Source organism: Candidatus Sulfotelmatobacter sp. (assembly GCA_035504415.1).
Taxonomy (GTDB): domain Bacteria; phylum Vulcanimicrobiota; class Vulcanimicrobiia; order Vulcanimicrobiales; family Vulcanimicrobiaceae; genus Vulcanimicrobium.
The window spans coordinates 240,738-256,614 of record DATJRY010000021.1; the positions used below are offsets into that span (position 1 = coordinate 240,738).

Here is a 15,877-nt window from a genome sequence, read left to right on the forward strand (position 1 = left end):
CGCCTCCCTTCAGCTCAGCGTCGCGACGACCGGCGCGCCGTAGACGGTCTCGACGATCGTGACCGACCACATGCGATACTCGCGCCGGTCCAGCCAGAGGATCATCGCGAAGGCGATGCACAGGGACAGGAGCAGCGCCAGGGCGATCCGCACGGGCAGCACCGTGTAGAAGACCGGCTTGCCGTAGGGGGCGCGGTCGAGCACGCTGACGGAGCCGATGGAGCCCGCTTGCGCCTGGTCGGCCCGCGCTTCGGCCAGACGCGAGGAGAGCACGCCGTACGCCGACGTCTGCACGTCGCGTTCGCGTTGCAGATCGTCGAATCGCGACGCCAGCGTCTTGCCGGTGTTCAGCTCGGCTTGCGTCTCGCGCAGTACTTGATTCAGCCCTTGCAGCTTCGCGGCGTCACCCGCCGCGACCGATTGCGCACGGGTCGCCTCGCCGAGCGCCGCGGCGTAGCCCGTGTCGAGCGCGGGGGGTTTCTGTTGCAGGATGGCGCGCCGGCCCTGTACCGCGCTGCGCTCGCCAGCCACGGTGTGACGAAGCTCCGGCAAGCCGGGATATGCGTCCGAGTACTGCGACTGCACGGCCGCGAGGCGCGCGAAATCGCGCCCGAACTGATCGACGACGTCACGATACGCCGGATCGCTCTCGGTGATCTCGCGGCGCGCGGCCAACTCGGCTTCCGCCGGCCGCCGGTTCGTCACCGAGGCGGCCGCGGCTTCTCCCTTCGCGACCGCCTCGACCTCGGCTCGCTCTTCGGCGAGCGTTTGGTACTGGGCGCTCAACGAGTGCGCATCGTCGTGCGCGGCCAAATACGGCGCGGCGGCGGTGAGACGCTGGATCTCGGTATCGACCCGGTTGATGCGCGCGCGACGGGCCTCGACTTGTTGCTGCAAATCCGCCGTGAGCACGCGGAACCGCGCCGTCGCGCGGTCGTGGTAGAAGCGCGTCATCTCGTCGGCGACGGCGTTCGCGCCGGCGGCACTGTCCGCCGACGAGAGCCCGGTGAAGCGGATCACGACGATCGCTCCCGGTGAGAGCGCGATCGCCCCGGCCGGCGGCGCCGACAGGTTCGCCTTGATATGGTGCATGAGGCGCAGCAGGGCGTGCGGGTCCTGGCCCCACCCGATGTCGCGCGCCACGTTCGTGAGCACGGTCGGCGTCGTGGCGAGATACGGCAAGTCGGCCGAGAGGATCGGCTTGGTCGAGGACGTGGCGTCGGCCGGCGTGTCGTGGTCGCCGCCGGCCGCCATCAGCACCGACGACTGGGCGGCATACTCGGTGGGAACGACGAGCACGGCGAGCGCGTCGAGCACCAGCGCCGCGACGAGGAACGCCACCGCGAACGGACGCCGGCGCCGAACGAGAACGTCTTTGACCTGAGCGAGCCGCATCATCAGTGCGCTCCTTGGCCGTTCACGACGACCCGCACGGTCTCGAGCAAGATCTTCAGGTCGGTCGACGCCGATGCGCGGCGAATGTACTCGAGGTCCAGCAGCGTCGCTTCCGGGCGGTGCAGCGGGACCTTCGAGCGGCACGTCACCTGCCAAAGCCCGGTGAGGCCGGGCGCGGCGAGATGCCGCAAGTGCTGCCACGGCGCGTACTCGCGCACGATGAAGGGCATCTCCGGGCGCGGCCCGATCAGCGTCATGTCGCCGCGAATCACGTTGATCAGCTGAGGCAGCTCGTCGATCGAGGTCTTACGCAAGACGCGCCCGACGCGAGTGATCCGTGCGTCGCTCGAAGTCGACGGCGTGAACTCGTCGCCGCACATGTCGACGCGCATGGTTCTCAGCTTGTACATCGCGAAGAGGCGTTCGAAGCGTCCGACGCGGTGCTGAACGAACAGGGCCGGCCCGCGATCCTCCGCAAGGATCGCGAGGATCGCGAGCAGGAGCAGCGGCGCGGTGACGACCAGCACGACGGTCGCGACGAAAACGTCCAGCATGCGACGTGCGACGCGTGCCGAGCGCCGGCTGCCGTAGACGAAGCTGATGTGCGGGACGTCGTCGTCCCGCTCCGGCACGACGCCGATGTGGTGATCGGACCGAACGGTTGGGACGGAAACGGTCTGGCGGCGCATGATCATGGGAACAGGATCCAGCGCAGCGTGGAAGCCAGCGAGGCGAGGATCGTGTTGTCGATCCGCTTTCCGTGCGGTACGTAGACCTGATCGCCGTCGGCCAATCGAGGGTTCGCGGACATGTCGCCGCGCGCGACGAGCGTCACGTCGTACATCTCGACGACGCCGTCGTGCACGACATGGACGTGCCCGAGGTCGCCGTCCTTGTCCGGGCCGCCGGCGCTGAAGACGGCCGCCAGCAGCGAGACGTCGCTCTTGAGCGTGACCGTTCCGGGATGCAGTACGATCCCGGCGACGGTCACTTGCGGCGCCGTTTGAACGACGAGCACGTCGCCGTTCACGGCCGGCTCGCGAAACGCCGGGTCGGCGATCGAGATCGACGTGTCGGTTCCGTTTCGCCGGAGGATGATGCCGGCCGTCCGCGCGGCGTCGGTCAATCCGTAGACTTGATCGATCGCGTCGGAAAGCGGCTCGTCGGGAGCCAAGTGCGCGAACCCCGGCTGGCGCACCGCACCGCTCACCTGCACCGCGATGGGCTTGTCATGGAACAGCACCGCGTCGCCGGGTCGCAACTGCGGACCGGACTCGCCCGCCGCGGCCAGAGCGACCATGTCGTACGTGCCGAGCAGCGCACCGTCGCGTTCCACTCGCACCGCGCGCATGTCGATCTGCGAGTGGTACGGGTCGAACGCCGGCGGTGCGTTCTGCGCGACCAGCTCCGGCGTCTGCCCCGTCATCCGAATCGCGTCGATGGCGCCCGCCAAGGTCTGACCCGGGTAGTACTTCGCGACGCCGTCATTGAGCGGGAAGGGCCAGCCCGCGATCGTGATCGACGATCCTTCGCTCTGGCGCTGGACTTCGACCGCGGCGAACGGGAGGTACGGCCGAAGGCGAGCGCTGATCCGGCGGGCCGCGTTCGCCGGCGTATCGCCGGCCACGTGAACGATGCCCGCCATCACCAGGATGATGTTGCCGGTACTGTCGACGACGTGGGTTCCCGACAGCTCCGGATGGTTGTAGACGTTGACGTAGACCTGATCCCCGACGTGGACCGGGGCATCGGCGGCGAGGACGCCGAGCGGAATGGCTGCGAGGGAGACGGACGCCACCGCCGCGAGCAGCGTCCGCGCAAGCCGAAAGGAGTACATGTTCCTCTCTATTGATAGACGTGGACGTAGTCGACGAGCATGGTCGCCGGGAAGGACGTGCTCGCGTTCGGTGCGCCCGGGAAGTCGCCGCCGACGGCCAGGTTGAGAACGAGGTAGAACGGCTGGTTGAAGACCCACGTCCCGCCGGTCGGAATCGTGGACGGTGTCACCGTCGCGTACAGCGCGTTGTCGAAGTAGTAGCCGATGCTGCTGGCGGTCCAGAGCACGCCGTAGCTGTGGAAGCCCTGCGAGAGCACGACGTTGGGCACGGTGTACTCCACCGTCAGCGGACCGGTCGTGTCGAAGCCGGGGCCGTGCAGCGCGCCGAACACCGTCGAGGGATCCGAGCCGATGATCTCCATCGGGTCGATCTCACCCTCGTTGGCGCCGGACGGCGTCGTCATCCAGAACGCGGGCCACAGGCCCTGCCCCGCCGGCACCTGGATGCGTGCCTCGAAGTACCCGTACGTCTGGGAGAACAGGCCGCGAGTCGTCAACCGCGCCGAGACGTATTGACACGGGCCGTACGAGCAGGTGGCATTGAACGGATTGCCGGCGTTCGCCGTGATCACCAGGTGCCCGTTGCCGTCCTGTTCCGCGTACTGCGGCGCGTAGTTCGGCGCGCTCGGGTTGGTGACGTTCGCGTAGTACTCGAGCTCCTGATTCTCGGACCACGGCCCGGTGTCGTCGGTCCACTTGGTGGTGTCGACCGGAGCGTTGGCCGCGCCCGTGAACTCGTCGTCGAAGACCAGCGTCATCCCGCTCGACGGTGATTGCGGCGGCGGGGGTGACTGGGTGGGGACGGACGTCGGCGCGATGCTCGGCGCCGGGGTCGGCGCGCCGACGGATTGCGGGATCGCGATCGCCGCGAACCAGTATTGGACGTCCGGCGCGAACGAGAACGCGCTGCTGCCGCCGGTGAAGTTCAGGGTCGTTCCCGACACGGTGGCCGGGCCCTCGAAGCCGTACTGCCACCCGAGCGATGGGCGAGTCGGGTCGTACAGGGCCAGATAGTACGACGCACCCGACACGATGTCGGCCTGCGGAACGACGAGCGAGAAGCCGGGCGTGGTCAGGAACGTGATCGGTGAGGCCCAGTAGAGGGCCAGGTACACGAGCGGCACGGCGTTGCCGGTCGCCTGCGTCCGTCGAATCGCTTGCGCCGCGCGCTTGAGGTCGAGCACGGGAATCGATGCGGGAGCCGTGTCCTGCAGCGTCGCCGTGATGCTTTCGGTCCCCGGCGACTGTGCGGGGGGCATTTGAAGCGTCGCGGCGGTTCCTGTCCCGTTGTTCGCGAGCGAGACCGGCACGGGAGCGGCGGTCGGCTGGCCCGACGGCGGCGCGGTCGCGATCGGCACGCCGACCTGCTGTTGCGTCACCGAATACGGCGAGGCGCTCGGAATCGGCAACGACGTCGGCGTCGCCGTCGCGGTGGGTGCCGTGGTCGGAGTCGCGCCCGAGTGCGGCGCGACGCCGACCCCGCCGCCGCCGCAAGCGGCGAGCGCCGAGGCGACGACGAGCCCGAAGCCCAGCGCGCCGATTTTCCACGCGTTCATCGATTTTGTCTGCACGGTCCCTCCCGCTGCCGGTCGGCTGAACAACGACAAGCACCGAGTGCAAATGCTGCACCTCGATGCACCTCGACCCGCAGGTGTGGAGCCATCGTAGGTCATCGTCCGTTACAAGTCGGTTAACGCGCGGCCGCTCGGCCGCCCTGATCGGGCGTTAACGCTGCGGTTACACCGGAAGCCGTAGCATAGGCGCCATCAGGCGATCCGATTTTCGGGCCGCCGTCTTCTAGTGTATGCAGCCGGTATGATCCGATCAGAGCCGGGAGGATCAGGACGTTGATCGATAGCGTGGAGTTCGGCCTCTCCACTCGCGGGTCGCGCCTGCGAGATCGAATCCACGACCGCACGGCGCGTATCGCCGTCGTCGGTATCGGGCGTATCGGCCTGCCGGTCGCGTTGGAGAGAGCGCGCATCGGCTACAGCGTGGTGGGAATCGATCTCGACGAGGCGCGCGTCGACGCGCTCAACGCCGGCGTGACCTATTACGATGACGTCGATGCCGGCGAGCTCGCCCAGGCCGTCGCGAAAGGTGCGCTGCGCGCGTCATCCGACTTCGCGGAGCTCGGGCGCTGCGACGTGGTAGAAATCTGCGTCCCGAGCGCGCTCACGGCGAACAAAGATCCGGATCTCTCGCGGCTGCGCAGCGTCGGTGAGGCGATCACGCTGCAGCTGCGGTCGGGGCAGCTCATCACGCTCGAGTGCACGGCGTACCCCGGGACGACCGAAGAGGTGCTGCTGCCCATCTTGGCACGCTCCGGGCTCATCGTCGGCGAGGAGTACTTTCTCGCCTTCGCGGCCGAGTGCGAGGACCGGCAGTGCGCGCCGCCCGGCGCGAAGATCGTCGCGGGGGCGACGCCTCGCTGTCGGGAGATCGCCCAGATTTTCTACGGCCAGACCGGCCAGCGCGTCTTCACGGTCAGCTCGCCGCGGGTCGCCGAGATGGCGAAGATCTTCGCGAGCACGTTCCGCGCGGTCAACGGTGCGCTGGTCAACGAGCTGGCGTTGCTCTGCGACCGCATGGGGATCGACGTCTGGGAAGTCGTCGACGGCGCGAGCCGTCCGTTCGGCATCACGCGCTTCGACCCGAACCCGGGTGCCGGCGGACGCTTCGCGGCGTTCGATCCGTTCTATCTGGCTTGGAAAGCGCGCCAGTTCGATTTCACGACCCGTTTCATCGAGCTCGCCGGCGAGATCAACGTGCGCATGCCGTACTTCGTGGTGGAGAAGCTGGGCCGTATCCTCAACGAGCGCGGCAGGTCACTCCGGTATGCCGACGTGGTCGTCATCGGCGTCGCCAACGCGCGCGACGGGGCCGACTGGCACGGCTCGCCGGCGGTCAAGGTGATCGAGCTGCTCGAACGGGCCGGCGCGGCGGTGACGTACCACGATCCGCACGTGGCGTCGTTCGTCGACGAGCGCGGGAAGTTCCGTCGCAGCATCCCGTTGGACGACGCGCAGCTCGGCGCGGCGGACTGCACCGTGATCCTGACGGATCACAGCGACATCGCGTGGGAACGGGTCGTCGAGTCGAGCACCGCGGTGCTCGACGCGCGCAACGCGACCGCCGGCGTCGCGACGAACCGTCACAAGATCGTTCGTCTGTAGCCGCCCTCAGGGGGTGAGCGGTTCTTCCTCTTCGCTCTCCAGGACGGCGTCGACCGCGATGCGCAGGTGGATCGGAAAGGTCGTACGCCGCTCCTGGAGCCACGCCTCGATGCGTTCAGCCTGCAGGTTGATGCGGGCGTAGACCGAGGGGACCGGAACAAGGTCGAGCAGCGTCGTGGCCGGACCGGCGAGGAGCGAACGGAGATATCGCATCGCCTGCTCGACGGTCGCCGCATCGCCGCCGTCGCGCGGCAGGCGCGCGACGAAGTCGGCGATCTCGTCGAGGTCGGTGCGCACGGTCGGCCCGCGGGCGTAGCCGTACTGCGTCGATTGGACGACGCGCGGATCACCCAGCCGTTTGCGCAAGCGGTTGACGTAGACGCGCAGTCCCACCGTTCGGTCGTCGAGCGGTGCGTTGGGCCACAGCGCTTCGAGCAGCGTCTCGGCCTCGACCGGCTCGTTGTGAACGGCCAGCAGCCCCAGCAGCGCGAACTCTTTGGGCGAGAGCGCAACCATCGCGCCGTCGTGGACGACGCGGCCCGTGAGTACCTGAACCTCGAAGAGCTCTTCGGCCTCGGGCGGGTCCGCCGAGCCGCCGGCCGGGAAGCGGCGCAGAAACGACGCCAGCGTGCCGCTCCCGCTCTCGATCGCCTGCTGCAGCGCCACGTCGGCGCTGGCCGCGGCCAGCGTGCGCGCTTCGGCGCTGAGCCGGTCCGCATCGAGCGCCGCGGACGCGGCGGCGAGCCGTGCGAGAACGCGCACGCGCAGTTGGCCCGAGGCGTCCGCGTCGCGGACCGCGTCTTCGAGCTGGCTGCGGCGCTCCGGGCCGTCCGGCAGGTGCGCGGCCAGGACGAGCGCGGTGAGAGCGCACTCGGCCGGACCGATGCGGTGATCGAGCGGCACCACGCGGCAGGCCGCGGCGCCGATCAGCCGGCGGGCAACCGGATCGTCGGCACCGTGCTCCTCGACGAGCGCACGCAGCCCGTCGACATACCGGTCGAAGAGCGGCTGTTCACCGGCGAGCCAGGCCGTCGCCGCGGCGGCGAACAGCGCACGCGAGACGAGCGCGTGGATGCACGTCCGGCGCGACCGGACGATCGCGTCTTCGAGCGCCCGCCGCTCCGCGCCGCGGTTCGCGGCGGCCGCCGCCGCCGGGGCGACGACGTCGATCAGCGCGACGACCCGCACGACCTCGGAGAGCTCGGTCGAGAGCACGCGCTGTACCGCGTCGGCGTCGAATGCGTCCCCGCGGGCCACCGCGGCGCGCGCTCGCGCGACGAGCGCCGAGGTCGCGACGCGCGGCTCGTCGAGCACGCCGCGAGCCTGCATACGTGACGCGCACTCCAGCTCGAACGCCTCGACCTCGTCCCACGAACCGGCGCGCGCGAGTGCCGCCCGGATGACGTCGGCCACGTCGAGAATCGTCTCCGCCGACGCGGCGGTGTCGAGCCGGTCCCACGTCGCGAACGCACGCGTGAGCACCTCGAGCGGCGCGAACTCGTGATCGCGATGACGCATCGCGATCCCCCACAGCCGCGGGTGGTCGTGAAGCGAACCCAGATCGAGTCGCCGGACCAGCTCCGCCACCTCCTGGGTCGGCGATGCGAGCGCGCGCACCTCGCCCTCGGCAAAGTCGGCGGCGCGGCGGGCCTCGCCCGCGGCGAGCGCGACGTGAGCGGCCCGCAAGACCTGGCCGCGTTGCCGCAACGCCTCCGCGGCGCGCTGCGCCGCCTCGTTCTTCCGCCGGCCGGCGTGACGCTGGACGAACGAGGCGAGGAGCGGGTGGAGCGAAAACCGTCCGCGCTCTTCGCGCACGAGCGGCAGCGCGCGCGTCGCGTTCAATACGTGCTCGGGTTCACCGCCCAGGACCGTCGCCAGCTCGTCGAGCGTCGTCGGCTCCAGCGCGGCGATCGTACACAGCCGCTCCAGCGCGCCGTCGTTCAGCGGTCCGACGATCTCTTGGCGGATGAATCCGTGCAGCCGACGGAACTCCAGATCGTCGGGTTCGTCGATCAGCGCCTGCAGCCGGCCGATCCGCGCGGCCCGCAGGAGAACTTGGACGGCGATCGGCCAGCCCAGCGTCAACCGCTCCACTTGCGCCAGCAGCGCGTCGTCGAGCGCGTGATCGAACAGCGACGCGATCTCGGCGCGGGCCAGGCGCAAGTCTCGTTCGCCGATGCTCAGGACGTCGGTCGGCCGCAACGTTCGCGAGAAGACCGCCTTGGGATACGTGCGCGCGCACACGACCAGGCTCGTCCGGGGACCGGCGAAGTGCAGCACGTCCGTCAACTCGTCCGGCTCGAGGCGCTCCGCGTTGTCGACGACCGCCACCCCTCCGGTACGGGTGCCGAGGGCAGCCATCAGGGCGGGCATATCCAGCTCCGACGCGTCAAGCGGGTCGGCGCCGCCCGCCGTCCGCAACAGCTGACCGGCCAGGACCGACTTTCCGTATCCCGCCGGGGCGGCGCAAAAGACCACGCGCGGCCGCTCGCGCAAGATCGTCTCTACGAGCTGCTTGCGCTGTACCAGCTTCCGATTCGTTACATCGTCGGCCGCCATCTTCGCTCCGAGGCCGTGAGTAGCTGTGGCGCCCGTGCGCACGGTGATCGTCCGCCAACCCGGCCGGCAGCTTTACCCACGGAGTGTGACGTGGGGCACACATCGTAGCACAGCAAGCTGGCGAAGTCCTGTCCAAGGCAGTCACACGGGCTGTCGATGTGTACCTCGGTGAGCGCGGGCTCCCGCCGCTCGGACCGGCGGCGCCTCATGCGCGGACGTCGATGAACCGGCCCTTATACGATGCGATCGGCGCGTCGTCGTCCCAAATGACGGGCAGCGGCCCCCACTCCGCCGCGGGCGCCGGTTGCCGCACGGGGACGGCGGGCTTGAGCACCATCACGGCTGCACGGGGACGTTCGGTCCGCGGCGGGACGCCGGTCGCGACCTTCATCCGTCCATGCTCCCGCGGATGACGCGCGAGCGCGGGAGGATGCGATGCACGACGCCGGCCTCACCGAATTCGGCCATCCGCGCGGGACCGGCGAAGACCAGCGTCTCGGTGCGGCGCTCGCCGGGCCGGCCGACGCCCGCACCCGCCTCGCGCGGGGTCAGCTCGCCCGCGGTTCCGACCCGATGCACGGTCATCGTCGCGCCGAACGCCGAGGAGAGCTCGGCGACGACGTCGTGCGCGCCGCGCGGAACCGCCGTACAGATATAGACGGCATCGGGGTTCTCGTGCACGACCCGCCGCATGCCGCGCAGCGCGCGCCGGCCGAAGCGGCCGGCGTCGAGAAGCAGAACGTCGATCCGGGCGCCCGGCGGCAGCTCGTCGTCGAGCCGGCGCGCTTCGACCGGGAGCGCGACGCCGAACCCGGCCCGCATCGCCGTCGTCCCGGTCAGGTCGTGCGGCTCGGCCTGGATCAGCCGGACGACGGTCTCCAGCCGGTTGCGGCGGACGTTGCTGCGCAGCAGGTCGAACGCCGCCGGATTCGCTTCCCAGGCCAGCACCGTGCCGTCGGGCGTCACGGCGCGACCGGCCAGCACCGTCAGATAGCCGACGCTCGCCCCCAGATCGACGACGAACCGGCCCGGCAGCAGCAGCCGTTCGAGCAGAGCGGTCAGCCCCGGCTCGTACGACGGCTCCAGCAGCACGCTTGCACCCCGGTCGGGCGCCCGCAGGTCGATGGCCAGCGGAAAGCCGGCCCCCGTCCGCACCACGATCGCGTCGCCGAAGACGTCGTGGGCCAGGGCCAATGGAATGGAGAGCGGCTCTGTCTGCTCCCGGACATGGTAATTCGACAGGCGGTCTATCGCCGTCACAGCTACCTTCCGTCCCCTTCGTCATTCCGGCGCGGCAACGGACCTGCCCGTAACCGAGCCTGCGCGTGGATGGATGCTCACCGTACCGCCACCCACCTAACGGAGCGATAACTGGTGGGATAACAGAAAAGTGTGATCTCGGTCATAGGGACGCGAGGCCAAAAGGGGCTGGCGCTCCTCGTGGGCGCGCCGGAAGTGTGACTGGCCTCACACCCCGAAGAGAGCGACCTCCCGTGTACTCCTCGGACGCTTCCCGCCTGGGTCCTGGAGCGGAATCGCCGGGCCCCAATGCGGGCAAGCCCTCGCTACCTTTTGTGAAAAACCTAGTTCGCCGTATGCAGCTGGACGCAATCGCTGCAACGCGTCCGCGAATCGTCGTCTGCTGGGCTCCGGCGGGCTTCGGGAAGTCGGTCCTAGCCTCGCAGATCATCGCCCAAGCAGGCGCGAGCGGTGTCGTCACGATCGACGCCGCCGGCGCCGGCGACGCGGCCGCGTTTGCGCGCGCGGTGCTCGCCGCGTGCGAACCCGAGTCGGCATCGCTCCCGCTCCACGGTGCGGATGATGCGGCGGCGGCGCTCGATGCGTGGCGGCGCTGCGCCGACCCGCAGACGGTGTACCTGTTCGAGAACGTCGACGCGCTCGACGCGACGGCTCGCGCGCTGCTCGCCGCATGCCTCGAGGATCTGGGCACGCGCGGACTCGTCGTCATGTGCAGCCGCGCCGCCGTGGACGTCCCCTTCTCCCGCTCGCTTCGGCCGACCGACGTGCTCGTGCTCGGCGAACCGGACCTTCGCTTCACGCGCGGCGAGATCGCCGATCTCTTCGGCGAGCGCGTTGACGAGTCGACCCTCGATCGCATCGAGCGCCTCACCGAGGGCTGGCCTCTCGCGCTGGGCCTCTTGCATCACGCAGCGCAGGTCGGGCCGTTGGACCGGCTGCTGCGCGAGCTCGACGACGTCGAGCACGGCCGATTGGGGACCTACCTCGAGGCCGACGTCATCGCCTCGCTCGACGACACCGCGATGGACGTGGTGTGCCTGCTCACGCTGGTCGAGGAGATCGACACGCACGGCGCGGCGGCCGCGCTGCGCATCCCGATCGATCGAGCGCGCGCGGTGCTGCGGGGCTTGCCTTTCGTGCAGCGCACCGAGCGCAGCTATCGCCTCCATCCCCTGATCGTCTCGCACGTTTTCCACAATCACGCCGCACGCCGGGCCCTGGTCGCGGCGCGGGCCGTCCGTGCGCTGCGCGAGACGCACGACGACCTGCTGGCGGCGCGCATCGCCTTCGCCGTGGGCGACACGGAGGGCGCGGCCGGAGCGTTGGACGAGATGGTGGCCGCACCGCCCGAACTGCGCGACCACGTCGCCGACCTCGCGCAGGCGCTCGACGGCGCGACGCTGATGCGCTTCCCGCGTTTGTGGGTGATGGCGATGCCCCATCGCATCTACGCGACCTCGCTCGAGCAGTGGCGGCTCGAGGCGAGCGCGCTGTGGGCGAGCCTCGCCGACGACTGCGCCGAGGACATCGTGGTCGGCGTCGGCGCGGCGCTCGGCATGGTGCTCGGGTTCGAGGGGCTCTGGGACGACTACGACGAGATGCTGCTCGAGCTCTCGCAACGGTTCGTCGCGATCGATCCCCCCTCGCCGGCGCGCCTGCTCGAGTACGCGCTGCGCGTCTGGCGCGGCGTCATCGACCTCGAGCTGCTCGACGTCGACCGGCTCCGCGCGACGCTCGCGCCGCTCGAAGCGACCGACTACCTCTACGTCGCCGCGCTGTGTTTCCTGGTCGCGCCGGCCTACGCCAACGCCGGCGACCGCGAGAGCGAGCGCGAAACGCTCGCGCGCGCGATCGCAGTCGCCGAAAACGGCATCCCGTCCGTGTGGGCTTTCGCGTTGCAGCAGGCGGCGATCGCGGCCTGGCTGGCCGGCGAGGACGACCTCTTCCGTTCGCTCGTGCACGTACTGCAGGCGCTCGCGGACCATGACGGCGGGATTCAGCGCGGCATGGCTCACTTTCTGCGCTGCACGTCGGGCGACGGCTTGGGGACGCTGCCCGACAACGAAGGCTCCGCGACGCGCGCCCTCTCGCTGCTGATCGCCGCCGCCGCGACGCCCAACGCCACGATCCGGCGCTCGACGCTCGACGGCGCGCTGGCCGCCGCCGACGCGTCGCGCCACGCCGGGCCGCGGATCTTGGCCCGGCTCGCGATATCGGTCGCGGATCCCAGCCAGCAGCAGCTGCTCGAGGAGGCGCGCGCGCTGATGACGCCGCTCTCGCGCGACTCGCTCTACGGCCGATACCTCGCGGCACGCCCCGGCGACGAGCCGCTCGAACCGTTCCTGCGCCGCTATCGCTCCGTCCAAGTTCCGACCGGGACGGTGCTCGTGCAGCTGCTGCAGGGCGCCGTGTGGACCGAGACGCGTCAGGTCCCGCTTTCGCACCGCGAGTTCGCCCTGTTCGCGCACATCGCGCTGCAGCCGCGCGCGATCGACGTCGACGCGCTGGCCGACCGGCTATGGCCGGACGCGTCGGCCGAGGCGGGCTTGGCGTCGGTGCGCGTCTACGTCAACCGCATCCGCAAGCGGATCGGCGACGCGGAGGTCATCGCCTCCACGCGAGGCGCCTACGGCCGCGGTCCCAGCGTGCGCACCGACGTCGAGCTGGCCGAACGCTTCGTCGCGAGCCTGCCGTCGGCGACCAACGACGAGATCGTCTCGGCGCTCGAGCTGCGCGCCGCGCTGCGCACCGGGCCGCCGGCGTGGCTGCTCGACCTGCCGGGGTTCGAGACGCTGCACGGCCGGCTCGGCGCGTTGCTGGAGCGCCTCGACGCCGCGCTCGAACGGCGGGCGGCCGGGCTGACGCCGGCGCTGCGCGACGCGGTACGCGCGGCGCTCGACGCCGACGACTGAAGCTCAGGCGAAGACGTCACCCGCTTGGGCGAGCTCGGCGCGCAAATAGCGCGGCAGCGCGAACAAGCGGCGATGCGTCTCGGCGTCGTAGAACCAGTTCTCGCCGCGCAGCCCGTTCACGTACCCGTCGATGCGCTCCGGATCGAGGTCGAGCAGATCGACCGCGTCGCTGCAGGCGATGAACGCCCAGTCGTTGTCGAACGCCGGAACGTGGGTGTAGAAGCTGCGCACGTGACGGAAGAACGGCCGCAGCGAGCGCGCCATCTTCGCGTGCAGCGCCATGTTGTGGAAGCCGGCCGTCGAGGCTTGCAGGACGTAGACGCCACCCGGTGCCAACCGGCGCTTGACGTCGCGGAACACCTGGCCGTTGAACAGCGGGAACGACGGCGAGTCGGGCAGCGGTTCGGTCAGATCGCTGATGATCGCCCCGTATTGTCCGGCGTCCTCGGCGAGAAAGCGCAGCGCGTCACCGATGACGACGCGCGCGCGCGGGTCGTCGAATGCGCCGGCCGACCACTCGGGCAAGTAGCGCTTGGAGAGCGCGACGACCTCGCCGTCGATGTCGACCATCGTGCAGCGCCGCACCGAGCGATCGCGCAGCACCTCGCGCAGCGTGGCCCCCTCGCCGCCGCCGAGGATCAGCACCTCGGCGCGGTCGTCGATCGCGGCCAGCGCCGGGTGCACCAGCGTCTCGTGGTAGATGCGCTCGTCGGCCTGCGAGGACTGCGTGTCGCCGTCGAGGACCAGCAGCTTGCCGAACACCGGCGTGCGCAGCACGGCGACCGACTGGAACGGCGTGCGGCCGGCGTAGTACGCCTCGTCGATCGCGTGCGCGTGGATCTCGCTGGGCGCGAACTGCTCGGTGTACCACTGATACTGCTCGGTTTTCGGCATGGCGCACCTCCGCTTGCCCCGCGTGCCGCAAAGGCCCTGCCGCGCGGGGTGCCGTCGCTCGGCGCGCGAACACGAGCGCGGCATGTCACCCTCGTTCGTCCTCGCCGCCGTGCTGCTCGCGCAAGCCGCCGGCGCTTCGCCGCCGCCGGTCGGCGTGACCCCGACGCCCGCGCCCAACCGCCCGCTGGGCCCGTCCTATTCGCTGCTGTACCGCTGCAGCAACGGCGGCGCGGTGACGGTCGGGTTGACGCCGCATGCCGCGAGCATCCTGTACAACGGGCGAGCCTCCGTCTTCGCGCGGTCCGACAACCCCGACGGCAGCGTGCTGCTGGTCGGTTCGGGGATGCAATGGCTGCTCCGCGGCCGGAGTCTCACGCTGACCCGCGGCGTCGGGGTGCACGCCGTCGCGCTCGAGCGCTGCGTGGCGGTCGGCCCGGGCCACTGACGCGCGCCGCGCGGCGGCTCAGTGCTTCTTGCGGTGCTTGGCCTGGACGCCCAGGCTCGTCTGCGTCAGCGCGACCGTCAACGTTCGGGTTTCGGTGAGGTTCGTGTCGGCGAACGTGAACGTCTGCGTCCCGCACGCATTCGCGCCGCCGGAGGTAAAGGTGAACGTGCCGGTCCCCGTTGACGGCGAGACGGTGACGATCGGGCCGGTGCAGTTCGTCCCGTTCGTTTGCGTGCCGGCCACCACGCTGAACGTGCCGCTGTAGCCCGTCTCGCTGACGGTGACGACCGCGGTCTGTCCGCTGTTGGTGAAGCCGATCGTCGGGTTGGGCGTCGCGGTGTAGTACGAGCTGGTCGAGGTGAAGCTCGGCTGCGGCGTCGGCGTGGGCTCGGGCGTCGGCGTCGGGGTGACGGCCGGGGTCGGCGTCGCGGTAGGCCCGACCGTCGTCGTCGGCGGCGTCGTCCCGCTGCTGCCACCGCCGCTGCAGGCGACCAGCGAGGCGCACGCCACGGCCAGGGCAGCCAGCACCAGACGAGCGGAACAGGGACGCGCGCGATCCATCGCGTTCTGGTTTCGTCCCCGCGAAAGGCGACGCCCGCTGCCGATCGACAGCGGGCGTCCAATTCTCCCTCCGGTTGGGTCGAGGAGGAGCTAGGCCGTGGCGGCCAGCTCGCGAGTATCGTGCTCGGTCGTGACGAGGTGGGTGAAACGGCCGGAACTCGCTTCGATTCCGCGCTTCACTTCGGTCGTCAACATCTGCTTGGCGTCGAGCGCCTCCGCGGCGTACTGGCACGCCGCCCACGGATCGGTGTGGTCGCCGCACGTGTAGAAGTCCATGGCTGCGTAGCCGGTCTCCGGCCACGTGTGGATCGACAGGTGCGACTCTTGGATCACCACCACGCCCGACACCCCTTGGGGCTGGAAGCGGTGGAAGGCGGTCTCGATGACGGTCGCGTTGGCAGCGCGGGCCGCCGCTTGCATCATCTCACGGACTGCTTCGACGTCGGTGAGCTTGGCGGCATCACAGCCGGACAGCTCGCAGACGATGTGCGTGCCGAGTGCTTTCAATTGTTCGTGACTCCTCGGGTTCGGTTGGGAGAATCCCACCTCCAGGCGCGTCGTCCGACGTGTGCGGTACACCGTCTCGTCGTCGACCTATCAGCGAACGCTTGCCGGCACGGCCCCTTCTTCTTGCCGCACGGACGGTCCACTGCGATGGCGCGTAGGGCGCGCCGTCCCCTAAACCGTTGTTCGGTGACTACGCCGCCCCCGGTTCGTAACGGCCGGGGGTCGTCGAAAAGTCCGACGCCAAGTGTACCCCCCGGGGGGTCGCCTGTAAAGTGCCTGGGTCGAGAACCCGGCAACCGGGTCCCACGCCACCGCACATTGTGTGACGACC

13 protein-coding genes are annotated in these 15,877 nt (G+C 70.1%); 3 read left to right on the forward strand and 10 right to left on the reverse strand.

Going from position 1 to position 15,877, the window contains the following annotated elements; translation table 11 throughout:
- Positions 1–9 precede the first annotated feature (9 nt).
- From VMD91_18930 to VMD91_18945, 4 genes are read right to left on the reverse strand one after another with little or no spacing between them, the layout of a single operon-like run.
- Positions 10–1,398, reverse strand: a complete 1,389-nt coding sequence (locus VMD91_18930; GenBank protein HTW86154.1) for a hypothetical protein — start codon at positions 1,396–1,398, stop codon at positions 10–12.
- Positions 1,398–2,090, reverse strand: a complete 693-nt coding sequence (locus VMD91_18935; protein HTW86155.1) for a sugar transferase — start codon at positions 2,088–2,090, stop codon at positions 1,398–1,400. The genes VMD91_18930 and VMD91_18935 overlap by 1 nt, the downstream gene beginning before the upstream one ends.
- Complete coding sequence (locus VMD91_18940; GenBank protein ID HTW86156.1) at positions 2,087–3,232, reverse strand: polysaccharide biosynthesis/export family protein; 1,146 nt, start codon at positions 3,230–3,232, stop codon at positions 2,087–2,089. Before VMD91_18940 ends, VMD91_18935 begins: the two co-directional genes overlap by 4 nt.
- Before the next feature lie 8 nt (positions 3,233–3,240).
- Positions 3,241–4,788, reverse strand: coding sequence for a glycoside hydrolase family 16 protein (locus VMD91_18945; GenBank protein HTW86157.1), 1,548 nt, complete (start codon positions 4,786–4,788; stop codon positions 3,241–3,243).
- A gap of 291 nt (positions 4,789–5,079) precedes the next feature.
- Here VMD91_18945 and VMD91_18950 point away from each other — a divergent pair, with 291 nt between their 5' ends.
- The gene (locus VMD91_18950; GenBank protein ID HTW86158.1) at positions 5,080–6,408 is read left to right on the forward strand and encodes a nucleotide sugar dehydrogenase; all 1,329 of its coding nucleotides are present in this window, start codon (positions 5,080–5,082) and stop codon (positions 6,406–6,408) included.
- A 6-nt stretch (positions 6,409–6,414) separates the two neighbouring features.
- On the opposite strand, the gene VMD91_18955 is transcribed toward VMD91_18950, so the two are convergent.
- The 3 genes from VMD91_18955 to VMD91_18965 form a co-directional block, all read right to left on the reverse strand.
- Positions 6,415–8,769: a winged helix-turn-helix domain-containing protein gene (locus tag VMD91_18955; protein ID HTW86159.1), complete on the reverse strand. Its 2,355-nt coding sequence runs from the start codon at positions 8,767–8,769 to the stop codon at positions 6,415–6,417.
- 403 nt (positions 8,770–9,172) lie between these two features.
- Entirely contained in the window at positions 9,173–9,358 is a 186-nt protein-coding gene (locus tag VMD91_18960) for a hypothetical protein (GenBank protein HTW86160.1), read from the reverse strand.
- Entirely contained in the window at positions 9,355–10,161 is an 807-nt protein-coding gene (locus VMD91_18965) for a hypothetical protein (GenBank protein HTW86161.1), read from the reverse strand. The genes VMD91_18960 and VMD91_18965 overlap by 4 nt, the downstream gene beginning before the upstream one ends.
- A 401-nt stretch (positions 10,162–10,562) precedes the next feature.
- Here VMD91_18965 and VMD91_18970 point away from each other — a divergent pair, with 401 nt between their 5' ends.
- On the forward strand, positions 10,563–13,139 hold the full coding sequence (locus VMD91_18970) for an AAA family ATPase (GenBank protein HTW86162.1): 2,577 nt from the start codon (positions 10,563–10,565) through the stop codon (positions 13,137–13,139).
- A gap of 3 nt (positions 13,140–13,142) precedes the next feature.
- Here the strand turns inward: VMD91_18970 and VMD91_18975 are convergent, their stop codons facing one another.
- Positions 13,143–14,033, reverse strand: a complete 891-nt coding sequence (locus tag VMD91_18975) for a hypothetical protein (protein ID HTW86163.1) — start codon at positions 14,031–14,033, stop codon at positions 13,143–13,145.
- A gap of 82 nt (positions 14,034–14,115) precedes the next feature.
- On the opposite strand from VMD91_18975, the gene VMD91_18980 reads away from it, so the two are divergent.
- The gene (locus VMD91_18980) at positions 14,116–14,478 is read left to right on the forward strand and encodes a hypothetical protein (protein HTW86164.1); all 363 of its coding nucleotides are present in this window, start codon (positions 14,116–14,118) and stop codon (positions 14,476–14,478) included.
- A gap of 18 nt (positions 14,479–14,496) precedes the next feature.
- Here VMD91_18980 and VMD91_18985 read toward each other — a convergent pair whose 3' ends face one another.
- Entirely contained in the window at positions 14,497–15,039 is a 543-nt protein-coding gene (locus VMD91_18985) for a hypothetical protein (protein HTW86165.1), read from the reverse strand.
- Between the two features lie 90 nt (positions 15,040–15,129).
- Positions 15,130–15,618, reverse strand: a complete 489-nt coding sequence (speD, locus tag VMD91_18990; GenBank protein ID HTW86166.1) for an adenosylmethionine decarboxylase — start codon at positions 15,616–15,618, stop codon at positions 15,130–15,132.
- Positions 15,619–15,877: the final 259 nt, after the last annotated feature.